We start from the raw sequence: 19773 nt of genomic DNA, 5'->3' as shown, positions 1-19773 counted from the left end.
CCGGCAGGACGCCGGTTTAGCCGCGCCGGGCCATGGATGGCCCGTCGCGGCGGCCCGCGGAGCAATGCCGGAGTGAGGGAACGCCGAGCCACAGCGAGGCGCCGACAGGCGGGGCAGAGCGTTTTGGTTACTTTTGCGCTTTTCAAAAGTGACCCGCTGTAAGAGCGGAACCATAAGCAGCCGTTACCGAAGAAACGGATATGTACCCGACAAGCCAAGGGACACCACCATGCCGATGTTCAACAAAATCCTCATAGCCAACCGTGGCGAAATCGCCTGCCGCATCCAGCGCACCGCCCAATCCCTGGGCTACCGCACCGTAGCGATCTACAGCGAAGCCGACGCCGACGCCCTGCACGTCCAGATGGCCGACGAAGCCATCAACATCGGCCCCGCCCCGGTCACCCAGTCCTACCTGAACATCGAAGCCATCCTCAACGCAGCCCACCGCACCGGCGCCGACGCCATCCACCCCGGCTACGGCTTCCTCTCCGAAAACCCCGACTTCGCCCGAGCCTGCGCAAACGCCGGCCTCACCTTCATCGGCCCCAGCCCCGAAGCCATCGACCTGATGGGCAGCAAACGCCTCTCAAAAATCGCCATGCTCAACGCCGGCGTCCCCTGCATCAAGGGCTACCAAGGCCCCGACCAGGACGACCAAACCCTGCAACAACAAGCCACCCACATCGGCTACCCACTGATGATCAAGGCCAGCGCCGGCGGCGGCGGCCGCGGCATGCGCCTGGTACACAACCCCGACACCCTGCTGGAACACCTGCGCACCGCCCGCTCCGAAGCACAAAACGCCTTCGGCAGCGCCGAACTCATCCTCGAACAAGCCCTGATCGCCCCCCGCCACGTCGAAATCCAACTGTTCGGCGACACCCACGGCAACCTGATCTACCTCGGCGAACGCGACTGCTCGGTCCAGCGCCGCCATCAAAAAGTCATCGAAGAAGCCCCCTGCCCCGTCATGACCCCCAAGCTGCGCCAAGCCATGGGCGAAGCCGCCCTCAAGGCCGCGCGCGCCGTCAATTACGTCGGCGCCGGCACGGTGGAGTTCCTGCTCGACCGCGACGGCAATTTCTACTTCCTGGAAATGAACACCCGCCTGCAGGTCGAACACCCGGTCACCGAACTGATCACCGGCCTCGACCTCGTCGCCTGGCAACTGCACATCGCCGCCGGCCAACCTTTGCCCCTGAGTCAGGAACAAGTGACCCTCACCGGCCACGCCATGGAAGTGCGCCTGTACGCCGAAGACCCGGCCCAAGGCTTCCTCCCGCAAACCGGCGACGTACTGCGCTGGGACCCGGCGCCAGGTGTGCGCATCGATCATGGCGTGCTGGAAGGCCAGCGCATCACCCCGTTCTACGACTCGATGCTGGGCAAGATCATCGCCCACGGCGCCACCCGCGAAGAGGCCCGGCGCAAGCTGGTCAGGGCCGTGGAAGACTGCGTGCTGCTCGGCGTGTCCACCAACCAGCGCCTGCTGGCCAGCCTGCTCAAGCATCCACACTTCATCGCTGGCGATTTCAGCACCGGCTTTATTGCCGAACACTTCAGCGACATCCCGCGTACCCACGCGACCAACGAGGAGCTGGCCCTGGCCGCCGCGCTGTTTTACCAACACAGCGCCAGCGCTCACACCCAGCCATTATCCGGCTGGCGCAACAACGCCAGCGTGCCCTGGACCTGGCAATTGGCCGAACACGACGAGCCCCGGACCATCAGCCTCAGTGTGCTGGCGGACAATTGCCTGCACGTCGAGATTGATCAGCACGCCATCGAAATACGCGACCTCTCCACCGACGGACGCTGGGCCACCGCCGTTCTGAACGGCATTCGCCGTCGCATTGCCTACCACCTGCAAGGCACCCGGCTCTGGTTGCCCGGCGTGTGCATCAATGATCGAACCCAAACCGTCGCCACCCGCCAGGCCGAGGCCGGCAACGGCACGGTCAAGGCGCCGATGGACGGGGCAATTGTCGAAGTACGGGTCAGCGAAGGCGATTCGGTCAGCAAGGGCCAGCTGTTGCTGGTGCTGGAAGCGATGAAAATGGAGCACCCACTCAAGGCCGGCATGAGTGGCGTGGTCAAGCGAATCCAGGCGGTTGCAGGCGATCAGGTCAGGAACCGTCAGATTTTGCTGGAGATCGAGTAAGCCCTGGGCGGAACTAGCAGGCTTGGCTACGCTCTATCCCCATCAGGACGGGAAGAGTACGGGAACCTGCGATGCCTCATTGGCTGATTATTGATCTTGAAGCCACAACGGATGAAGGCGGCTGGCCCGTGACCGAGATGGAAATCATCGAAATCGGTGTGAGCCTGGTCAACCGCCAGGGCCGTGAACTGGACCATTTCCAGCGTTTCGTGCGGCCATTGCGCAGGCCGCTGCTGACGCCGTTCTGCCGCCAGTTGACCCACATCACCCAGGCGAATATCGACGCTGCCGCGCCGTTGATCGAGGTGTGGCCGCTGTTCGAACGCTGGCTTGGCCAGCACCAGGCACGCCTGGAAGGCTGGGCGAGCTGGGGTGACTACGATCGCCAGCAACTGGAACTGGAGTGGCAGCGCCATGGCTTGAGCAGCGTGCTGGGCCAGACGCCCCACGTGAACCTCAAGCAACGCTTCGCCAAGGCCCGGCGCCTGGACAAGCCGCTGGGACTCAACGGCGCGCTGCAACTGGCCGGCATGCAGTTCCACGGCCAACAGCATCGGGCGCTGGAAGATGCACGCAATACCGCACGGCTGCTGCCGTTGATTTTGCCCGTGTAGAAGGCATACTGGCCGACCTTTCTTGACCCTTTTCCGAGGATTCGCCCATGTTTAAAGTCAACGAGTACTTCGACGGCACCGTCAAGTCGATCGCTTTCGGCACTGCAGAAGGTCCGGCGACCATCGGCGTCATGGCCCCGGGTGAATACGAGTTCGGCACTGCCCAGCGTGAAATCATGCACGTGGTATCGGGCGCACTGACCGTCAAGCTGCCAGACAGCACCGACTGGGAAACCTTCGCCGCCGGCAGCCAGTTCAACGTGCCAGCCAACAGCAAGTTCCAGCTGAAGGTGGCGGTCGACACCGCCTACCTGTGCGAATACCGCGGCTAAACGTTCGATAGCCGAAAAAAATGCCCGTCTCGCGAGAGACGGGCATTTTTCATTTCAGGGCTGCTTACTCCAGGATCGTCACCGGCATGCCGACTTCCAGGCGGCCCACCCCATCGTTGACCAGGTTCTGCCCGAACATCACATCGCCCTCTTGCTCGCGGTAGGTCTTGAGCGTGGCCAGCGGTTCGCGGTCGGCACTGCGCTCGCCACTCGCCGGGTCGATGGTGGTGAGGATGCAGCGTGAGCAGGACTTGACCACGCGAAACTCCACGTCACCGATCCGTATCCGCTTCCAGCCGTCTTCGGCAAAGGCTTCGCTGCCCTCGATCACCAGGTTGGGGCGAAAACGCAGCATCTCCATGGGCCGACCGATACGCTGGGACAGGTCATCCAGGGACGCCTGGCCGATCAGCAGCAACGGAAAGCCATCGGCAAACGCGACCTTGTCATCATCCTTGCCGTAGCCGGCTTCGGTCGTGCGTGCACGGGACAGCGGCACTTGCACCAGCCGCGTGGGCTTGCCGATGAATTCGCTGAGCCAGGCGCCCGCCTCGTCACCGGCATCCGGCACGCGCAAGGTGTCACGCCAGATGGTCACGCCGCGCAACTCGGCATCGCTGCCGGGTAGTGGCACGTCAAGGGCAGGTTGGCCCTCGGCGCTCAAGGTCAGGCCACCGGCGCTGTTCCACAGTGCCGAGAGCTGGCTCATCCTGGCCACGGCGCGCTGGGTCAGGAAACGCCCGCTGGCCTCGTCCACCAACATCCAGCGTCGATCCCCGTCGAGCCCGAGGCTGTCCAGGCCGATCTGCTGCAAGGATTCACCCTTGCCGGACTTCAAGGGGTATCGGTACAACGCGCTGAGACGAAGCATGGGCCTGCATTCCTGAGGGACAAAGCCGTCACCCTAAGCTCAAGCCGGGACTTCGTCCAGCATCAGGCGCTGACGCACCACGTCCACCAACTTGTCGGGCTGGAACTTGGAGAGGAAGTTGTCGCAACCGACCTTCTTCACCATCGAGTCGTTGAAGCTGCCGGACAACGACGTGTGCAGCACCACGTACAGGCCGCGCAGGCGCGGGTCGTTGCGAATCTCGGTGGTCAGGCGGTAGCCGTCCATCTCGGGCATTTCGGCGTCGGTGAAGATCATCAACAGCTTGTCGGTCATCACCTGGCCACTGTCGGCCCAGGCCTTGAGCATGTTCAATGCCTTGAGGCCGTCGCTGGCAATGTGCATCTTCACCCCCAACTGTCCGAGGGTGTCACGCAGTTGCGAGAGGGCGACGTTGGAGTCATCCACCAGCAGCACTTCGCGGCCGCGGGCGCGTTCCAGCACCGGGTCTTCAAGTTTCTCGCGGGAAACCTTGGCGTTGTAGGGCACGATTTCGGCGAGGACTTTTTCCACGTCGATGATTTCCACCAACTGGTCATCGACCTTGCTGATGGCCGTCAGGTAATGCTGGCGCCCGGCACTTGCCGGCGGCGGCAGGATCGCCTCCCAGTTCATGTTGACGATGCGGTCGACGCCGCCCACCAGGAACGCCTGCACCGAGCGGTTGTACTCGGTGACGATAATGGTGCTGTTGGGGCCCGGAATCAGCGGACGCATGCCAATCGCCTGGGACAGGTCGATCACCGGCAACGTCTGCCCACGCAGGTTGACCACGCCGCAGACAAATGGGTGGCGCTGGGGCATCAGGGTCAACTTGGGCAGTTGCAGCACTTCCTGCACCTTGAACACGTTGATCGCGAACAGCTGCCGCCCGGCCAGGCGAAACATGAGGATCTCCAGGCGATTCTCACCCACCAATTGTGTGCGTTGATCTACCGTGTCGAGAATGCCGGCCATTAAAGACTCCTGGGGTTTAGCGGATGGATAGTGCTGGTCACTGAAGCAGGTTATCGGCGGCAAACGCCGGACCTTGACCCCCACTAAAATGCCATGCAAATCCATTGATGTCACACTGACATCATGCTTTACTGAACCCGCTTCAACGCAAGGCCCATCACCACCGCCGCGTGACCGCAAAGTCTGCGCGAGGTTCCGCTATGTAAGGGATTCCCCTATCCACAATCAGGACCAACCTGATATTCGCGATATCTAATAGCCATTAATGTGACGCCATTCTCATTGCATGAATGGAGTCAGGCTTTTGTTTGCTATCGCAAGCCCACGGCCAACGGATCATCCAGTGACTTATGTACTGGCACCCAAAGAAGTTGTGCGAATGCCCCTGGAAATTGTGGGGTACTCGGACGACGGCCGTCATTCAAATAAATTTCCTACTGAAAAGTCGGAACGGGCCTACAGATATTCGTCATATTTCAGCGGTAGTTTTACGCCATTCAACCGGTGCAACATCTCATCATCCGATCGTATGTTCTGGAGACTTGTGTGATGAACGACGGCAAAGAGTGGCAACTTGCACTTCCCGAGTTCCTCCTCGAAGCGGAAATGTTGCTGGCCAAGTCTGAAGAATGCTTGAGCCACCTGCATTTGATCCGCAACGACAGTGACGCGATCGACTGCATGAAAACCAACCTGATCAAGCTCGCGGAAAAATCCGAAGCCCTGGCCCTGAGGGCGATCAGCGAGTTCTCACGGCATATCCAGTACCTGATCAGCAACGCCGCCAGCCCCCTGCAACTGCATGACGAAGCACTTGATGCACTGCACAACTGCCTCACCCTGCTGGCCTGGCAACTGGAGTTGATCGATACAAAAACCGGCAAGCTCGGCCTGGATGAAACGGAACAAACCGTGTTGATCGCCACCGTTGTCCAACACATCCCCCAAAGCGATTTCGGCTATAAGCAACAACACAGGCCTTACGCTATTTGAGGCTTCTTCGCATTTAAGCGACAAAAATGTCGCATTCAATTGCCTGATTATCTAAAAACGACACCACAACTATTTATGCATCACGACGTCGTTAGCAGAAAAATATCAATAAGCCACTAACGACAATACTGATACAAAACAACTTCAATGATACAACTTCCCCACTCGTTGAACTCCGGGACTACCTTCCGGGACGCTGCCGTGATTAATACGCCTCATCCCGCTCGGCGCCAGGCGACCAACGGTAATAGTGGTGGTACCATGCCCCGCTCGAAGTGACTCAACTTCATGATGCATATAAACGTGAAATGCGCCTCCTATGTACGCCAGCCTGAAGTCACTCATCGCAAGGTCCGTGTCCCGAAGCAATGCACGCTGGATAACCCTCGCGCTATGCCTGTGCGCGTGCCTGCTCAGCCTGTGGGCTTATGCACACTCGGCCGATCTTCCCCTGGCGCTGTTGTCAGTGAACCTGGCCACCCTGCTGGTGGTGGGCTTGCAACAGTGGCGCTCACGCAAGTCCATCAAGTTCCAGCCCCAGGAGTTGGCCGACCGTCTGTTGCAGGTCCAGGAAAACGAACGTCATCGCCTCAGCCGCGAACTGCACGACGATATCGGCCAACTGTTGACCGCCGCCAAGCTGCAAAGTGAATGGCTCAAGCGCCGTCTTCCGGAAAACCTGCAGGGCCACTGTGCGGTGCTGTGCAACACCCTCAACGAAACCCTGGCCAAGGTGCAGGACGTGTCGGCCATCCTCAACCCCCGGCAACTGGCGAGCCTGGGCCTTGAGGCGAGCCTGCGGGCGCATCTGCTCAAGACCCTGGAAAACACCCGGGTAAGCTGGAGCCTGGAATGCCATCAACGGCTGACCGGCATCCCGGAAGAGATGGCTGTTGCCGCCTTTCGCATTACCCAGGAAGCCGTCACCAACATGCTGCGCCATGCCCAGGCACGTAACCTGCTGGTACGCCTGCAACGCCTGCCCGAAGGCCTGTCACTGTTTATCAGCGATGACGGCCAGGGCTTTTCGCCCGCCATCAACCCCGCCCAGGAAGGCCAGCGGGGCATGGCGGGGATGTCCGAGCGGATTGATCAACTGGGAGGCACATTGTCGGTCAATAGCCAGCCAGGCTCCGGGACGAGGATCGAAGCGCTTTTCCCCTGGGCGCCCCGCGCCCTCGAACGGGCCAACCCCCATAAGGTTCTAGAGTGACGTGCAACTTACTCCTGGTGGATGACCACTCCCTGATCAGGGCCGGCGTGCGTGCGCTGGTCATGGATATTCCCGGCTACGCGGTGATCGGTGAAGCGAGCGACGGCGCGCAGTTGCTGGAGCGGTTTGACGCGCTGCAACCCGACATCGTGCTGCTTGACCTGTCGATGAAGCACACCGGCGGGCTCGATGCATTGAAAGACCTCAAGCGCGCCTATCCGAAGAGCAAGGTGCTGATCCTGTCGATGCACACCGACCCGGAGCTGATCATGTGCGCGCTGGAGTCCGGCGCCCATGGCTACCTGCTCAAGGACACCACGGCCAATGAGCTGGAGCACGCGCTGCTGGCGTTGCGCAACAACGAACGCTACCTCAGCCCGGCGATCGCCCATACGGTGATCAACCAGGCGCTGATCCGCAATCAGGCCCAGGTCAACCCGCCGCCCCACAGCCACAACCTGACGGCACGCCAGTTGGAAATCCTGCGCTTGATCGTGCGCGGCAAGTCCACCCGTGAAATCGCCAATGGCCTGGGTCTGAGCATCAAGACCGTGGAAGCCCACCGCTCGCAGATCATGAAGCGCCTGCAGATTTTCGACGTGGCGGGCCTGGTGCTGTTCGCAGTGCGCGAACAGATCATCAGCCTTGACGATTAGTCAGCAACGGTGAGTCCTCCGGCAGATGCACCCGCAGTGCCTGGGGCAAGGCCGAGAAGTGCAAGTCGTCACCCTGGAGTGGTTCGCCGTCGAGGTTGATCGCCAGCCCTTCGGCGACCTTGATTTCGACCCACGGCAAGCGCGCCCGCACAAACATATTGTCCAGGCCCCAGCCGTCCGTCATCAGGTTGCGCAGGGTGCCGACCACTTCCTGCGGCGCCGGCAAGATGCTGATATCCAACAAACCATCATCGGCCAGGGCGCCGGGGCACAGCACGTGGCCACCACCGGCCTGGCGCCCGTTGCCGATGCCCAGGGCCAGCAGCTCGCCGCGCCAGTGAAAGTCAGGGCCCTGCAATTCACCGTAGGCCGCGCGCAACTCGCTGAAGCGTGACAGGCCGGTAAACAGATACGCCGCGCCACCGAGGACTTTCTTCAAGTCTTCGGAGGTGTTGGCAGTGACCTGGCTGCCAAAACCACCGGTGGCCATATTCAGGAAGATCTGCCCGCCTACTTCGCCCAGGTCGATGGCACGGGCCGGTACATCCAGCAGGTCCAGGGCCTGCTCGGGCTCCAGCGGCACACCGGCGGCGCGGGCAAAATCGTTGGCGGTACCGAGGGGCATCAACACCAGGCTGGCCTCGGTCTTGGCCCGGGCCATGGCCTCGGCCACATCCCGCAGGGTGCCGTCACCGCCGCCGGCGATCAGCCGCGTGTAGCCATCGGCAAGGGCCTGATCGACAAACCGCTGGGCATCGCCACCCTCCCACGTCACCCGTACGGCCAGCTCCCAGCCCTGCTCGCGCTTGCCCTGCACTGCCGCCCGCACCTGCTCGTTGAGGGCTTGCTTGCCGTGCAGAATCAACAGTGCCTTGGGTGTGCTCATGGATGAATGCTCCTGGGTTTAAGGTTCCTGAGGGATGTTGACCGTGGCCAATCGAAAAAAAGCCATCGGATGTAGAAATTAACCGGGTTTTGTAGCGTTTCTGACACGGATCAACTCGCACTTGGCGAAATCGACCTAGACTTATACCTATTCCCACCCGACAAGGCCGTCGCACCATGATCACCATGTCCGCCTTCCACTCCATGCTTATCCCCATCCTGACCGGCATGATCCTCCTGGCCATCGGCTTCAACTTCCGCGACAAACCCATCGGTGTGTTCGGCATGTGGATCGGCATGCTGCTGATCCTCGGCACCGTGGTTTACAAGATCCTCGCCAAACTCGCCGAATGACAATCTCACTCGCATTGCACATGACGGCCTCGTACACTCGGTCAATTCGTCGTTTTTAAGGTTGACCGCCTCGTGCTTGCCCGTCTGTTTGCCCTGCCCTGTTGCCTGCTTTTCTGCCTGCTGACCCTGCTGCCCATGGCGCCTGCCCACGCCGTGAGCCTGCCGGGGCTGCTGGGCAGCAACACTAAAACCCAGCCGCAAGCCGACGTCCCGTTGGGCCAGTCCCTGGACGAGGTGATCAAGACCCTGGAAAACGACCAGCAGCGCACCAAGCTGCTGAGCGACCTGAAAAAGCTTCGTGAGACCACGCAAAAGGCCCAGCCCGCCGCCGAACTGGGTGTACTCGGTCTGATCGGCGGTACGCTGTCGAGCCTGGAGCAACAATTCTCCGGTGCCGACAGCCCGCTCAATCGCTGGTCCAACGAGTTTGACCAGGCCAAGGATGAACTCACCGCACTGATGCTGCCGGCCAGCGAATGGCTGCCGATCATCTTTGCCTTTGCCATGATCCTGATGCTCTGGAGCCTGCTGGCCGCGATCCTGATCTGGCTCAGCCACCGGGTGCGCGAGCGCTTCGGCCTGACCGAAGAACTGCCGCAACACCCCAAGACCTGGGACCTGCTGCGCTTTGCCCTGCGCAAGCTCGGCCCATGGCTGATCGCGTTGGTGATCACCGTCTACATGAGTTACGCACTGCCCTCGTCCCTCGGCAAATCCCTGGCAATGGTGCTGGCCTATGCGCTGGTGGTGGGCACCTGCTTCTCGGCGATCTGCGTGGTCGCGTTTTCCGTACTCGACGGCCCGCACCGTCACCGCGCGTTGTACATCCTGCGCCACCAGGCCTTCCGGCCGTTATGGCTGATCGGCAGCTTTGCCGCCTTTGGCGAAGCCGTCAGCGACCCGCGCCTGGCCGAGAGCCTGGGCCAACACCTGTCCCATGTCGCCGCGACCATCGCCAATGTCATGGCCGCGCTGTCCACCGGTGTGTTCATCCTGCGATTCCGCCGGCCGATTGCGCACCTGATCCGCAACCAGCCGCTGTCCCGCCGCCTGACCCGCCGCGCCCTGAGTGACACCATCGAAATCGTCGGCACCTTCTGGTACCTGCCGGCGTTGCTGCTGGTGGGCATCTCGCTGTTCGCCACCTTCGTCTCCGCCGGCGACACCAGCACCGCCCTGCGCCAGTCGTTGTTGTGCACGGTGTTGCTGGTGCTGTGCATGGTGATCAACGGCCTGGTGCGCCGTCATTCACTCAAGCCGCAGCGTGGGCACAAGCGCCATGCGCTGTACTCCGAGCGCCTGAAAAGCTTCGTCTACACCCTCGCCCACCTGGTGGTGTGGCTGGTGTTTATCGAACTCGGCCTGCGGGTCTGGGGCCTGTCGCTGATCCGCTTTACCGAAGGCGACGGGCATGAAATCAGCGTCAAGCTGTTCGGCCTTGCCGGCACATTGCTGTTTGCCTGGCTGATCTGGATCCTCAGCGACACCGCGATCCACCACGCCCTCACCCGCTCGCGCAAAGGCCTGGCCAACGCGCGTGCGCAGACGATGATGCCGTTGATTCGCAACGTGCTGTTCGTGACCATCTTCATCATTGCCGCCATCGTCGCCCTGGCGAACATGGGCATGAACGTCACGCCGCTGCTGGCGGGTGCCGGTGTGATCGGCCTGGCCATCGGTTTTGGTGCACAGTCGCTGGTGGCGGATTTGATCACCGGCCTGTTCATCATTATCGAAGACTCCCTGGCGATTGATGACTACGTGGATGTCGGCGGCCACCTAGGGACGGTCGAAGGGTTGACCATCCGTACCGTGCGCCTGCGGGACATCGACGGCATCGTGCATACGATCCCGTTCAGTGAAATCAAAAGCATCAAGAACTACTCCCGGGAATTCGGCTACGCGATCTTCCGGGTGGCGATTCCCTACAACATGGAAATCGACGACGCCATCAAGCTGATGCGCGACGTCGGGCAGAAGATGCGCAACGACCCGTTGCAGCGGCGCAATATCTGGTCGCCGCTGGAAATTCAGGGTGTAGAAAGTTTCGAGTCCGGCAGTGCGATTCTTCGCGCCCGCTTCAAGACCGCGCCGATCAAGCAGTGGGAGGTTTCGCGGGCGTTCAACCTGTCGCTCAAGCGTCACCTCGACGAAGCCGGGCTGGACCTGGCCACCCCACGCTTGAGCGTGCAAGTGGTGACAGCGGCGGGAGGCGTGCAAGAGAAAGAATAAGCGCTGCCCGGATGACGTCAGGATCAACAACAATAATCATGGAGAGTCCTTATGCGTTTGACCGGTCTTACACACCAATGGGTATTCGGCCTGCTGTGCGGTGTCGCCAGCAGCGCGGTCATCGCCGCCAACAGCGGCCAGGACAGTGCCCGCGAAACCATCGCCGCCCAGGCCAAAGTACTGGAGCCGGCCTTGCTGGAAACCCGGCGCGACATCCACGCCCATCCTGAACTGGGCAACACCGAACATCGCACCGCGGAGCTGGTGGCCAAGCAACTGCGGGAGATGGGGCTGGAGGTCAAGACTGGCGTGGCGCGCACGGGCGTTGTCGCCATCCTCAAGGGCGCCCTGCCCGGCCCGACCGTGGCCTTGCGCGCCGACATGGATGCGCTGCCGGTCAAGGAAGTCTCCGGCCTGCCCTTCGCCTCGAAGGCCAAGGGTGTGTACCTCGATAAAGAAGTCGACGTGATGCACGCCTGCGGCCACGACGCCCACACCGCCATCCTGCTGAGCACGGCGAAAATCCTTACAGGTATGCGCGATCGTCTGCCTGGGACCGTGGTGTTTTATTTCCAGCCGGCTGAAGAAGGCCCGAGCGACTTTATCCCCGACGGTAAAAACACCTGGGGCGCGAAGATGATGGTGCAGGAAGGGCTGATGAAATCGCCCAAGCCGGATGCCGTTTTTGGGCTGCATGTGTGGGCCGGGGTGCCTGCGGGGCAGATTGCGTATCGGCCGGGGCCGACGCTGGCGAGCTCGGATGACCTGCGGATCAAGATCCTGGGCAAGCAGACCCATGCGGGGCGGCCGTGGGATGGGATCGATCCGATTACCGTGGGGGCGCAGGCCATTGTGGGGCTGCAGACGGTGGTCAGTCGGCGTACCGACATTTCTTCGTTTCCGGCGGTGGTGAGTATTGGCACCATCAACGGAGGGACGCGGTACAACATCATTCCCGAGTCGGTGGACATGAGTGGGACCATTCGCTCATACGACTATGGCATTCGCCAGAAGCTGCATGCGGATGTGCGGCAGACCGTCGAGAAAATCGCCGAGAGTGGTGGGGCGAAGGCTGAGGTGACGATCATTGAGAAGTACGATCCGACCATCAACAACCCGGCGCTGACCGAAAAGATGCTGCCGAGTTTGCGTTGGGCGGCGAATGGCGACGTAGTGAATGCCCCGTTGGTGGGTGGGGCTGAGGACTTCTCGTTTTATGCCAAGGAAGCGCCAGGGTTGTTTGTGTTTCTGGGGGTGACGCCGAGGGATCAGGACATGAGCAAGGCGGCACCGAATCATAATCCGGGGTTCTTTGTGGATGAGTCGGCGTTGGTGGTTGGGGTACGGACGTTGGCTTCGTTGGCGACGGATTATTTGTATGCCAATGCGGCGGATTGAGGGCATATCCGTTATTCAGGTAACGGCCGCCTAGGGTTCCGCTCTTGCCCCACCACTCTGCACCTCGCTCGGGCTTAAGTGTGGTGAAGCAACAGCAAACCCAAAGGCGGACACGATCCAAATGTGGGAGCGGGCTTGCTCGCGAAGGTCGTTAACGATGACGTGGGTATCCTGACTCAACGCGGCGCCCTCAGGTTTTTCGCGAGCAAGCCCGCTCCCACATAAAGCGGCTCTGCTTTTGCTCTAACACTCAGGTCATCGGGGTAAAGCCCTGTGCTTACTTGAGGCTGGGCCGGCATTCCGGCTGTTCAAAAGTGAGCCGCTGTGAGAGCGGAACCAAAAGCCGTCGTGACCTAGATAACGGATACACACAGGCAAAACGTCAAACCACATCCACCCCCACATGAATCGCATCATGCCGCCAAAACTCCAGATCACAATCAATCAACCGCTCATGCTGATCATAATTAACCCGAGCAATCCGCAACCCCGGGCTCCCCACCGACACCCTCAACGCCGCAGCCGCCTCAACCTGCAATGACGTCGGCACAATCTCAAACCGCACCCGCCCGTAGTGCAAGTCATACACCCGCGCATACAACTCCGTAATCGACTGATTCAAATCACACTCCAGAATCCCCGGAAAATACTGCGGGTTCAGATAGTGCTCCACATACAACACCAACCGCCCATCAATCCTGCGCCCCCGGCAAATCTGAATCACGCTGGACAACGCCGGCAACTGCAACCACGCACACACCGCCGCCGAAGCCGGCTGCAACCGCGCCGAAATCACCTCGGTCGACGGCACCCGCCCCTGGGCACTCACCATCGCGTGAAAATGACTGCGCTGCATCAGGTTATAGGCAAGCCTAGGCGGCGACACAAACCACCCTCGCCGCTCCTCGCGATAAATCTGCCCTTGTGCCTCAAGTTGTAACAAGGCTTCCCGCACCGTAATCCGGGTGGTACCAAACAACTCGCTGAGCTTGCGCTCGGCCGGCAGCTTACTGGCAGGCGCCAACAAGCCATGGTCGATCTGCTCTTGCAGCGCCAGGCCAATGGTTGTCACCGCCTTGGTTGCCTCATCACGCATCAACGCTACCTATCTGGACTAGACCAGCACTATTCAGGTGCACAAAACGCCCGCTAAACGCGCCTCTGCTGTTGCGTGCAAGCCTAGGCATTGCACATGACCGACAGATGACAGCGCCTCGCGACGTGCTGCCACAAGACCTGCAATACATCGGCCAAGTCCAAGGCTTCCGGGCGGTTGGGCATGGTCTACGCTTACCCGGTGATCCCCCGTCCAGGCCAACAAAAAACGACATCGACATGAAACTGTCATCCGCCACGCCTAAATTGGCTCGTGTATTGCTGACCTAGACCAACACCACCGCAAACGTCGATAAAAACGCAGCGTTGAAAACGCCCAAAGGAGCTTCGGATGAAACAGCTTTTCCTGGCATCACTGTTAGGCTCGACCATTGCCATGTGCACCGCCGCCATGGCCGCTGATACCGATCTAAAAACCCTGGAAGCCGCCGCGAAAGCGGAAGGCGCCGTCAACAGCGTCGGCATGCCCGATGACTGGGCCAACTGGAAAGGCACTTGGGACGACCTGGCCAAGACCTACGGCCTCAAGCACATCGACACCGACATGAGCTCCGCCCAGGAAGTCGCCAAGTTTGCGGCAGAGAAAGACAACGCCAGCGCCGACATCGGCGACGTGGGTGCAGCCTTCGGCCCGATCGCGGTGAAGCAGGGCGTTACCCAACCGTACAAACCGACCACCTGGGCACAAGTCCCGGATTGGGCGAAAGACAAGGACGGTAACTGGGCCCTGGCCTACACCGGCACCATCGCCTTTATCGTCAACAAAAAGCTGTTGCACGGCTCCGAAGCTCCGAAAAGCTGGGCTGACCTGAAGACCGGCAAATACAAGGTTTCCATCGGTGACGTGAGCACCGCCGCCCAGGCTGCCAACGGCGTACTCGCCGCCGCACTGGCCAACGGTGGCGACGAGAAGAACATTCAGCCGGCGCTGCTGATGTTCGCCGACATCGCCAAGCAAGGCCGCCTGTCGCTGGCCAACCCAACCATCGCCACCATGGAAAAAGGCGAAGTGGAAGTGGGCGTGGTCTGGGACTTCAACGGCCTGAGCTACAAAGCCAAGATGGCCAACCCGGATGACTACGTGGTGCTGATCCCATCGGACGGCTCGGTGATTTCCGGCTACACCACCATCATCAACAAATACGCCAAGCACCCGAACGCCGCCAAGCTGACCCGCGAATACATCTTCAGCGACGCCGGCCAGACCAACCTGGCGCGTGGCAATGCGCGGCCGATCCGTGCCGAGCACCTGACCTTGCCAGCCGACGTACAGGCCAAGCTGCTGCCTAACGAGCAGTACAAGAAAGTCACGCCGATCAAGGACGCCGACGCTTGGGAGAAGACCTCCAAGGCACTGCCGCAGAAGTGGCAGGAAGAAGTCATCATCAATATGCAATAAGGCTTAACACGCCTGTTCAAGTGGAACGCGGTCAGTGTGGGAGCTGGCTTGCCTGCGATAGCGGTATAACATTCAGCAGCATTGTCGACTGACACACCGCTATCGCAGGCAAGCCAGCTCCCACATTTGATCGGTGTTCCAACCGAAAAACCGAGTCAAGCCTATTTGTTGCGGAGCCCCAGCCCCTATGAAGCACAACGTCATCCTTGTCGTGCTCGACGGCCTGAATTACGAGGTTGCCCGACACGCCATGGGGCACTTGCAGGCCTATGTCGGCGCAGGACGCGCAGCACTGTACAAACTGGAATGTGAACTGCCGGCCCTGTCCCGGCCACTGTACGAATGCATCCTCACCGGCGTCCCGCCGATCGAGAGCGGCATCGTCCACAACAACGTCTCGCGCCTGTCCAACCAGCGCAGCATTTTCCATTACGCCACCGACGCCGGTTTATCCACGGCGGCGGCGGCGTATCACTGGGTCAGCGAGTTGTATAACCGCTCGCCCTTTATCGCCGCCCGGGATCGGCATACCAGCGACCCGGCCCTGGCGATCCAGCACGGGCATTTCTACTGGAATGACCATTACCCGGACTCGCACCTGTTTGCCGACGCCGAAAGCCTGCGCCTCAAACACGCGCCGAATTTCCTGGTGGTGCACCCGATGAACATCGACGATGCCGGCCACAAGCACGGCCTCGACACCCCGCAATACCGCAACAGCGCGCGCTCGGCCGACATCATCCTCGCCGACTACCTGCAAGGCTGGCTCGACGCCGGTTACCAGGTGCTGGTGACGGCCGACCACGGCATGAACAACGACCGCTCCCACAACGGCCTGCTGCCGGAAGAACGGGAAGTGCCGCTGTTTGTGCTGGGTGATGCCTTCAGCCTCGACACCCACGCCACGCCCAAACAAACCGAGCTGTGCGGCACCGTCTGCGAGCTGTTGGGTGTACCCCACGACAAACCTGTATGCCGGGAGCTGTTGAAGTGAATTCAGTGATCCGCGGCAAATGGCTGGCCGCCTTGTGCCTGGTGCCCTTCGCGCTGTTTTTTATCGTGTTCGAGATCGCTCCGCTGTTCTGGGTGCTGGTCAGCAGCCTGCAATCGGAAGAGTTTGGCTGGGGCCTGGCCAACTTCAGCAAGATCGCCAATTCGAAATTCTACCTGCAGGCAATCCAGTACAGCCTGGAGATCAGTTTCTACTCCAGTGTGTTCGGGATCGTCATTGCCGTGCTGGGCAGTTACTCGCTGCGTCGGGTGGATGGCCGGCTGCGCAATTTCGTGACCGCCTTCGCCAACATGACCAGCAACTTCTCCGGTGTACCCCTGGCCTTCGCCTTCATCATCCTGCTGGGGTTCAACGGCAGCATCACCATCATGCTCAAGCAGGCCGGGATCATTCAGGACTTCAACCTGTATTCCAAGACCGGGTTGATCATCCTTTATACCTATTTCCAGATTCCCCTCGGCGTACTGCTGCTCTACCCGGCCTTTGACGCGTTGCGCGAAGACTGGCGCGAGTCCGCTTCGTTGCTCGGCGCGGATGGCTGGCAATACTGGCGGCATATCGGCTTGCCGGTGCTGACCCCGGCACTGCTGGGCACCTTCGTGATTCTGCTGGCCAACGCCTTGGGCGCCTACGCCACGGTGTACGCGCTGACCACCGGCAACTTCAACGTACTGCCGATCCGCATCGCGGCGATGGTCTCCGGCGATATTTCCCTGGACCCGAACATGGCCAGTGCCCTGGCCGTGGTGCTGGTAGCGCTGATGACGGTGGTGACCGTAGTCCATCAACTGCTGCTCAAGAGGAGCTACCATGTCTCGCGCTGAACCTGGCTCGGCCGCCCTCTACCATCGCGTAGTGGTGTACCTGTTGCTTGCTGTCCTGGTGCTGCCATTGCTCGGCACCTTGGTCTACTCCATCGCCAGCAGTTGGTCGGCGACCATCCTGCCATCCGGCTTTACCTTCAAATGGTATATCCAGCTGTGGAGTGACCCGCGCTTCCTGAATGCCTTCGGCCAGTCGCTGCTGGTGTGCGTCGGCGCGCTGATCCTGTCGGTGGTGCTGATCCTGCCGCTGCTGTTTGTGGTGCATTACCACTTTCCAAAACTCGACGCGCTGATGAACATTTTGATCCTGCTGCCCTTCGCGGTGCCGCCGGTGGTGTCGTCGGTGGGGCTATTGCAGCTCTATGGCTCGGGGCCATTTGCGATGGTGGGTACGCCGTGGATCCTGATCGGTTGCTACTTCACCGTGGCGCTGCCGTTCATGTATCGGGCGATCACCAACAACCTGCAAGCGATCAACCTGCGGGACCTGATGGACGCCGCCCAACTGCTCGGTGCCAGCACCTTCCAGGCGGCGTTCCTGGTGGTGCTGCCGAACCTGCGCAAGGGCTTGATGGTGGCATTGCTGCTGTCGTTCTCGTTCCTGTTCGGCGAGTTCGTGTTCGCCAACATCCTGGTGGGCACCCGCTACGAAACCCTGCAGGTGTACCTCAACAATATGCGTAACAGCAGCGGCCACTTCACCAGTGCCCTGGTGATCTCCTATTTCTTCTTCGTGCTGGTGCTGACCTGGGCCGCCAACATCTTGAACAAGGACAAAAGCCAATGAGCTTCGTCAGCGTCCAACACCTGCAGAAAGGCTACGCCGGCACGCCGGTATTCAGTGACATCAACTGCGAAATCGCCAAGGGCGAATTCGTCACCCTGCTTGGCCCGTCGGGCTGCGGCAAGTCGACCCTGCTGCGCTGCATCGCCGGCCTGACCTCGGTGGACAGCGGGAAAATCCTGCTGGATGGCCAGGACATCGTCCCGCTGAGCCCACAGAAACGGCATATCGGCATGGTGTTCCAGAGCTACGCGCTGTTCCCCAACATGACCGTGGAACAGAACGTCGCCTTCGGCCTGCGCATGCAGAAGGTCAATGCCGACGACAGCCACAAACGCGTGCAGGAAGTGTTGCAACTGGTGGAGCTGAAAGAACTCGCCGGCCGCTACCCGCACCAGATGTCCGGCGGCCAGTGCCAGCGCGTGGCCCTCGCCCGCTCGCTGGTGACGCGCCCGCGCCTGCTGTTGCTCGACGAGCCGTTGTCGGCCCTCGATGCACGGATTCGCAAGCACCTGCGCGAACAGATTCGCCAGATCCAGCGCGAGCTGGGCCTGACCACCATCTTCGTGACCCATGATCAGGAAGAAGCCCTGACCATGTCCGACCGGATCTTCCTGATGAACCAGGGCAAGATCGTACAGAGCGGCGATGCCGAGACCCTCTACACCGCGCCGGTGGATGTGTTCGCCGCGGGCTTTATCGGCAACTACAACCTGCTGGACGCCGACAAGGCCAGCAAACTGTTGCAGCGCCCGGTCACCGGGCGCATCGCCATTCGCCCGGAGGCCATTGAGCTCAGCCGCAGCGGTGAGCTGGATGCGTTGGTGCGCAGCCACAGCCTGTTGGGCAACGTGATTCGCTACCGCATCGAAGCCCGGGGCGTGGAATTGGTGGTGGATGTGCTTAACCGCTCGGCTGACGATCTGCACCCGGATGGTCAGAGATTGGCACTTTCCATCGACCCAAGTGCGTTGTGTGCAGTAGCCTGACGCACGATTTATTTGAGAGAGCGTGACAGATGGCATTGGTAATTTTTGATCTGGACGACACCCTGATCCACGGCGACTGCGCCACCCTGTGGAGCGAGCAGATGGGCCGCCTGGGCTGGGTGGATGGTGAGTCGTTCATGCGCAAGAACGACGAACTGATGGCGGCCTACAGCCGCGGTGAGCTGGCCATGGAGGATTTCATGGACTTCAGCCTGGAGCCGATGATTGGCCGCACGCCGGAAGAGATCGAGCACCTTGTAGAGCCGTGGGTGGAAGACGTTATCGAGCCGCTGATCTACAGCGACGCCACCCGTACCATTGCACAGCACCGCAAGAATGGTGACCGGATTTTGGTGATCTCGGCGTCGGGGACGCACCTGGTCAAGCCGATTGCGGCGCGTATCGGCATTGATGAAGTGCTGGGGATTGAGCTGGACGTCGCCCATGGGGTGTACAGCGGCAAGACCACAGGTGTACTGACTTACCGCGAAGGCAAGATCACTCGCCTGATGGAATGGCTGGAGCAGGAAGGTGAGCACCTTGATGGGGCGTACTTCTACTCGGATTCGCGCAATGATTTGCCGCTGTTGCTGAAGGTGGAGAACCCGCAGGTGGTGAATCCGGACCCGGTGCTGCGGGCGCATGCTGAGAAGGCTGGGTGGCCGATTCATCATTGGGTTTGACGTTTTGTTGCGCTGGTTTGAGGTGAGTACATATCCGTTATTTAGGTAACGGCCGCCTATGGTTTCGCTCTTACAGCGACTCACTTTGGAAAAGCCCCAAAGTAAGCAAAGGGCTCTGCCCCGCCTGTCGGCGCCTCGCTGTGGCTCGGCGTTCCCTCACTCCGGCATTGCTCCGCGGGCCGCCGCGACGGGCCATCCATGGCCCGGCGCGGCTAAACCGGCGTCCTGCCGGTTTACCCGCTCCGCAATACCTGCGCTCGGCCTCGGGCTTATTGGGGC

Annotated in this window: 18 protein-coding genes and 1 pseudogene; 15 read left to right on the top strand and 4 right to left on the bottom strand. The window is 60.8% G+C overall.

The features are described 5' to 3' along the window. The first annotated feature begins 229 nt into the window (after nt 1–229). From HX811_RS31445 to HX811_RS31435, 3 genes are all read left to right on the top strand, one after another. The gene (locus HX811_RS31445; RefSeq protein WP_177048791.1) at nt 230–2164 is read left to right on the top strand and encodes an acetyl/propionyl/methylcrotonyl-CoA carboxylase subunit alpha; all 1935 of its coding nucleotides are present in this window, start codon (nt 230–232) and stop codon (nt 2162–2164) included. A gap of 71 nt (nt 2165–2235) precedes the next feature. Next, complete coding sequence (locus tag HX811_RS31440) at nt 2236–2778, top strand: exonuclease domain-containing protein (protein ID WP_003219774.1); 543 nt, start codon at nt 2236–2238, stop codon at nt 2776–2778. 47 nt (nt 2779–2825) lie between these two features. Beyond that, nucleotides 2826–3110, top strand: a complete 285-nt coding sequence (locus HX811_RS31435; RefSeq protein ID WP_003183665.1) for a pyrimidine/purine nucleoside phosphorylase — start codon at nt 2826–2828, stop codon at nt 3108–3110. Nucleotides 3111–3174: 64 nt separating this feature from the next. Here HX811_RS31435 and HX811_RS31430 read toward each other — a convergent pair whose 3' ends face one another. Further along, complete coding sequence (locus tag HX811_RS31430) at nt 3175–3981, bottom strand: MOSC domain-containing protein (protein WP_177048790.1); 807 nt, start codon at nt 3979–3981, stop codon at nt 3175–3177. 39 nt (nt 3982–4020) lie between these two features. After that, nucleotides 4021–4956, bottom strand: a complete 936-nt coding sequence (locus tag HX811_RS31425) for a chemotaxis protein CheV (protein WP_003219769.1) — start codon at nt 4954–4956, stop codon at nt 4021–4023. A gap of 549 nt (nt 4957–5505) precedes the next feature. On the opposite strand from HX811_RS31425, the gene HX811_RS31420 reads away from it, so the two are divergent. From HX811_RS31420 to HX811_RS31410, 3 genes are all read left to right on the top strand, one after another. Next, entirely contained in the window at nt 5506–5949 is a 444-nt protein-coding gene (locus HX811_RS31420) for a hypothetical protein (RefSeq protein WP_003219767.1), read from the top strand. A gap of 319 nt (nt 5950–6268) precedes the next feature. Beyond that, nucleotides 6269–7162, top strand: coding sequence for a sensor histidine kinase (locus tag HX811_RS31415; protein ID WP_003219766.1), 894 nt, complete (start codon nt 6269–6271; stop codon nt 7160–7162). Beyond that, a complete protein-coding gene (locus HX811_RS31410; RefSeq protein WP_003219763.1) occupies nt 7159–7818 on the top strand; it encodes a response regulator transcription factor in 660 nt (219 codons plus the stop codon). Before HX811_RS31415 ends, HX811_RS31410 begins: the two co-directional genes overlap by 4 nt. On the opposite strand, the pseudogene yegS reads toward HX811_RS31410, so the two are convergent. Further along, nucleotides 7780–8704 (bottom strand): annotated as a pseudogene (gene yegS, locus HX811_RS31405) (lipid kinase YegS); the annotation flags it as partial. The gene HX811_RS31410 and the pseudogene yegS sit on opposite strands and share 39 nt — an antisense overlap. Before the next feature lie 176 nt (nt 8705–8880). On the opposite strand from yegS, the gene HX811_RS31400 reads away from it, so the two are divergent. The 3 genes from HX811_RS31400 to HX811_RS31390 all read left to right on the top strand — a co-directional run bounded on the left by HX811_RS31400 (nt 8881) and on the right by HX811_RS31390 (nt 12687). After that, complete coding sequence (locus HX811_RS31400; protein ID WP_003219760.1) at nt 8881–9057, top strand: hypothetical protein; 177 nt, start codon at nt 8881–8883, stop codon at nt 9055–9057. Between the two features lie 72 nt (nt 9058–9129). After that, nucleotides 9130–11289, top strand: coding sequence for a mechanosensitive ion channel family protein (locus tag HX811_RS31395; protein ID WP_003219758.1), 2160 nt, complete (start codon nt 9130–9132; stop codon nt 11287–11289). A gap of 51 nt (nt 11290–11340) precedes the next feature. Next, on the top strand, nt 11341–12687 hold the full coding sequence (locus HX811_RS31390; RefSeq protein WP_177010028.1) for an amidohydrolase: 1347 nt from the start codon (nt 11341–11343) through the stop codon (nt 12685–12687). Between the two features lie 382 nt (nt 12688–13069). Here HX811_RS31390 and HX811_RS31385 read toward each other — a convergent pair whose 3' ends face one another. Next, nucleotides 13070–13783, bottom strand: a complete 714-nt coding sequence (locus HX811_RS31385) for a UTRA domain-containing protein (protein ID WP_010166446.1) — start codon at nt 13781–13783, stop codon at nt 13070–13072. Nucleotides 13784–14134: 351 nt separating this feature from the next. On the opposite strand from HX811_RS31385, the gene HX811_RS31380 reads away from it, so the two are divergent. The 6 genes from HX811_RS31380 to HX811_RS31355 all read left to right on the top strand — a co-directional run bounded on the left by HX811_RS31380 (nt 14135) and on the right by HX811_RS31355 (nt 19494). Beyond that, nucleotides 14135–15202 carry an ABC transporter substrate-binding protein gene (locus tag HX811_RS31380; RefSeq protein ID WP_003219752.1) on the top strand — a complete coding sequence of 356 codons (1068 nt, stop codon included), beginning with the start codon at nt 14135–14137 and terminating at the stop codon, nt 15200–15202. 187 nt (nt 15203–15389) lie between these two features. Then, the gene (locus HX811_RS31375; protein WP_102606234.1) at nt 15390–16196 is read left to right on the top strand and encodes an alkaline phosphatase family protein; all 807 of its coding nucleotides are present in this window, start codon (nt 15390–15392) and stop codon (nt 16194–16196) included. After that, on the top strand, nt 16193–17038 hold the full coding sequence (locus HX811_RS31370) for an ABC transporter permease subunit (RefSeq protein WP_010166442.1): 846 nt from the start codon (nt 16193–16195) through the stop codon (nt 17036–17038). Before HX811_RS31375 ends, HX811_RS31370 begins: the two co-directional genes overlap by 4 nt. Then, nucleotides 17025–17825 carry an ABC transporter permease gene (locus HX811_RS31365; RefSeq protein ID WP_102369616.1) on the top strand — a complete coding sequence of 267 codons (801 nt, stop codon included), beginning with the start codon at nt 17025–17027 and terminating at the stop codon, nt 17823–17825. The genes HX811_RS31370 and HX811_RS31365 overlap by 14 nt, the downstream gene beginning before the upstream one ends. Then, entirely contained in the window at nt 17822–18811 is a 990-nt protein-coding gene (locus HX811_RS31360) for an ABC transporter ATP-binding protein (RefSeq protein ID WP_177048787.1), read from the top strand. Before HX811_RS31365 ends, HX811_RS31360 begins: the two co-directional genes overlap by 4 nt. Nucleotides 18812–18840: 29 nt before the next feature. Then, entirely contained in the window at nt 18841–19494 is a 654-nt protein-coding gene (locus tag HX811_RS31355; RefSeq protein ID WP_177048785.1) for an HAD family phosphatase, read from the top strand. The last annotated feature ends 279 nt before the right edge of the window (nt 19495–19773 follow it).

It is taken from the genome of Pseudomonas sp. F8002 (assembly GCF_013385495.1).
Taxonomy (GTDB): domain Bacteria; phylum Pseudomonadota; class Gammaproteobacteria; order Pseudomonadales; family Pseudomonadaceae; genus Aquipseudomonas.
This window is presented reverse-complemented; position numbering and strand designations above follow the sequence as displayed.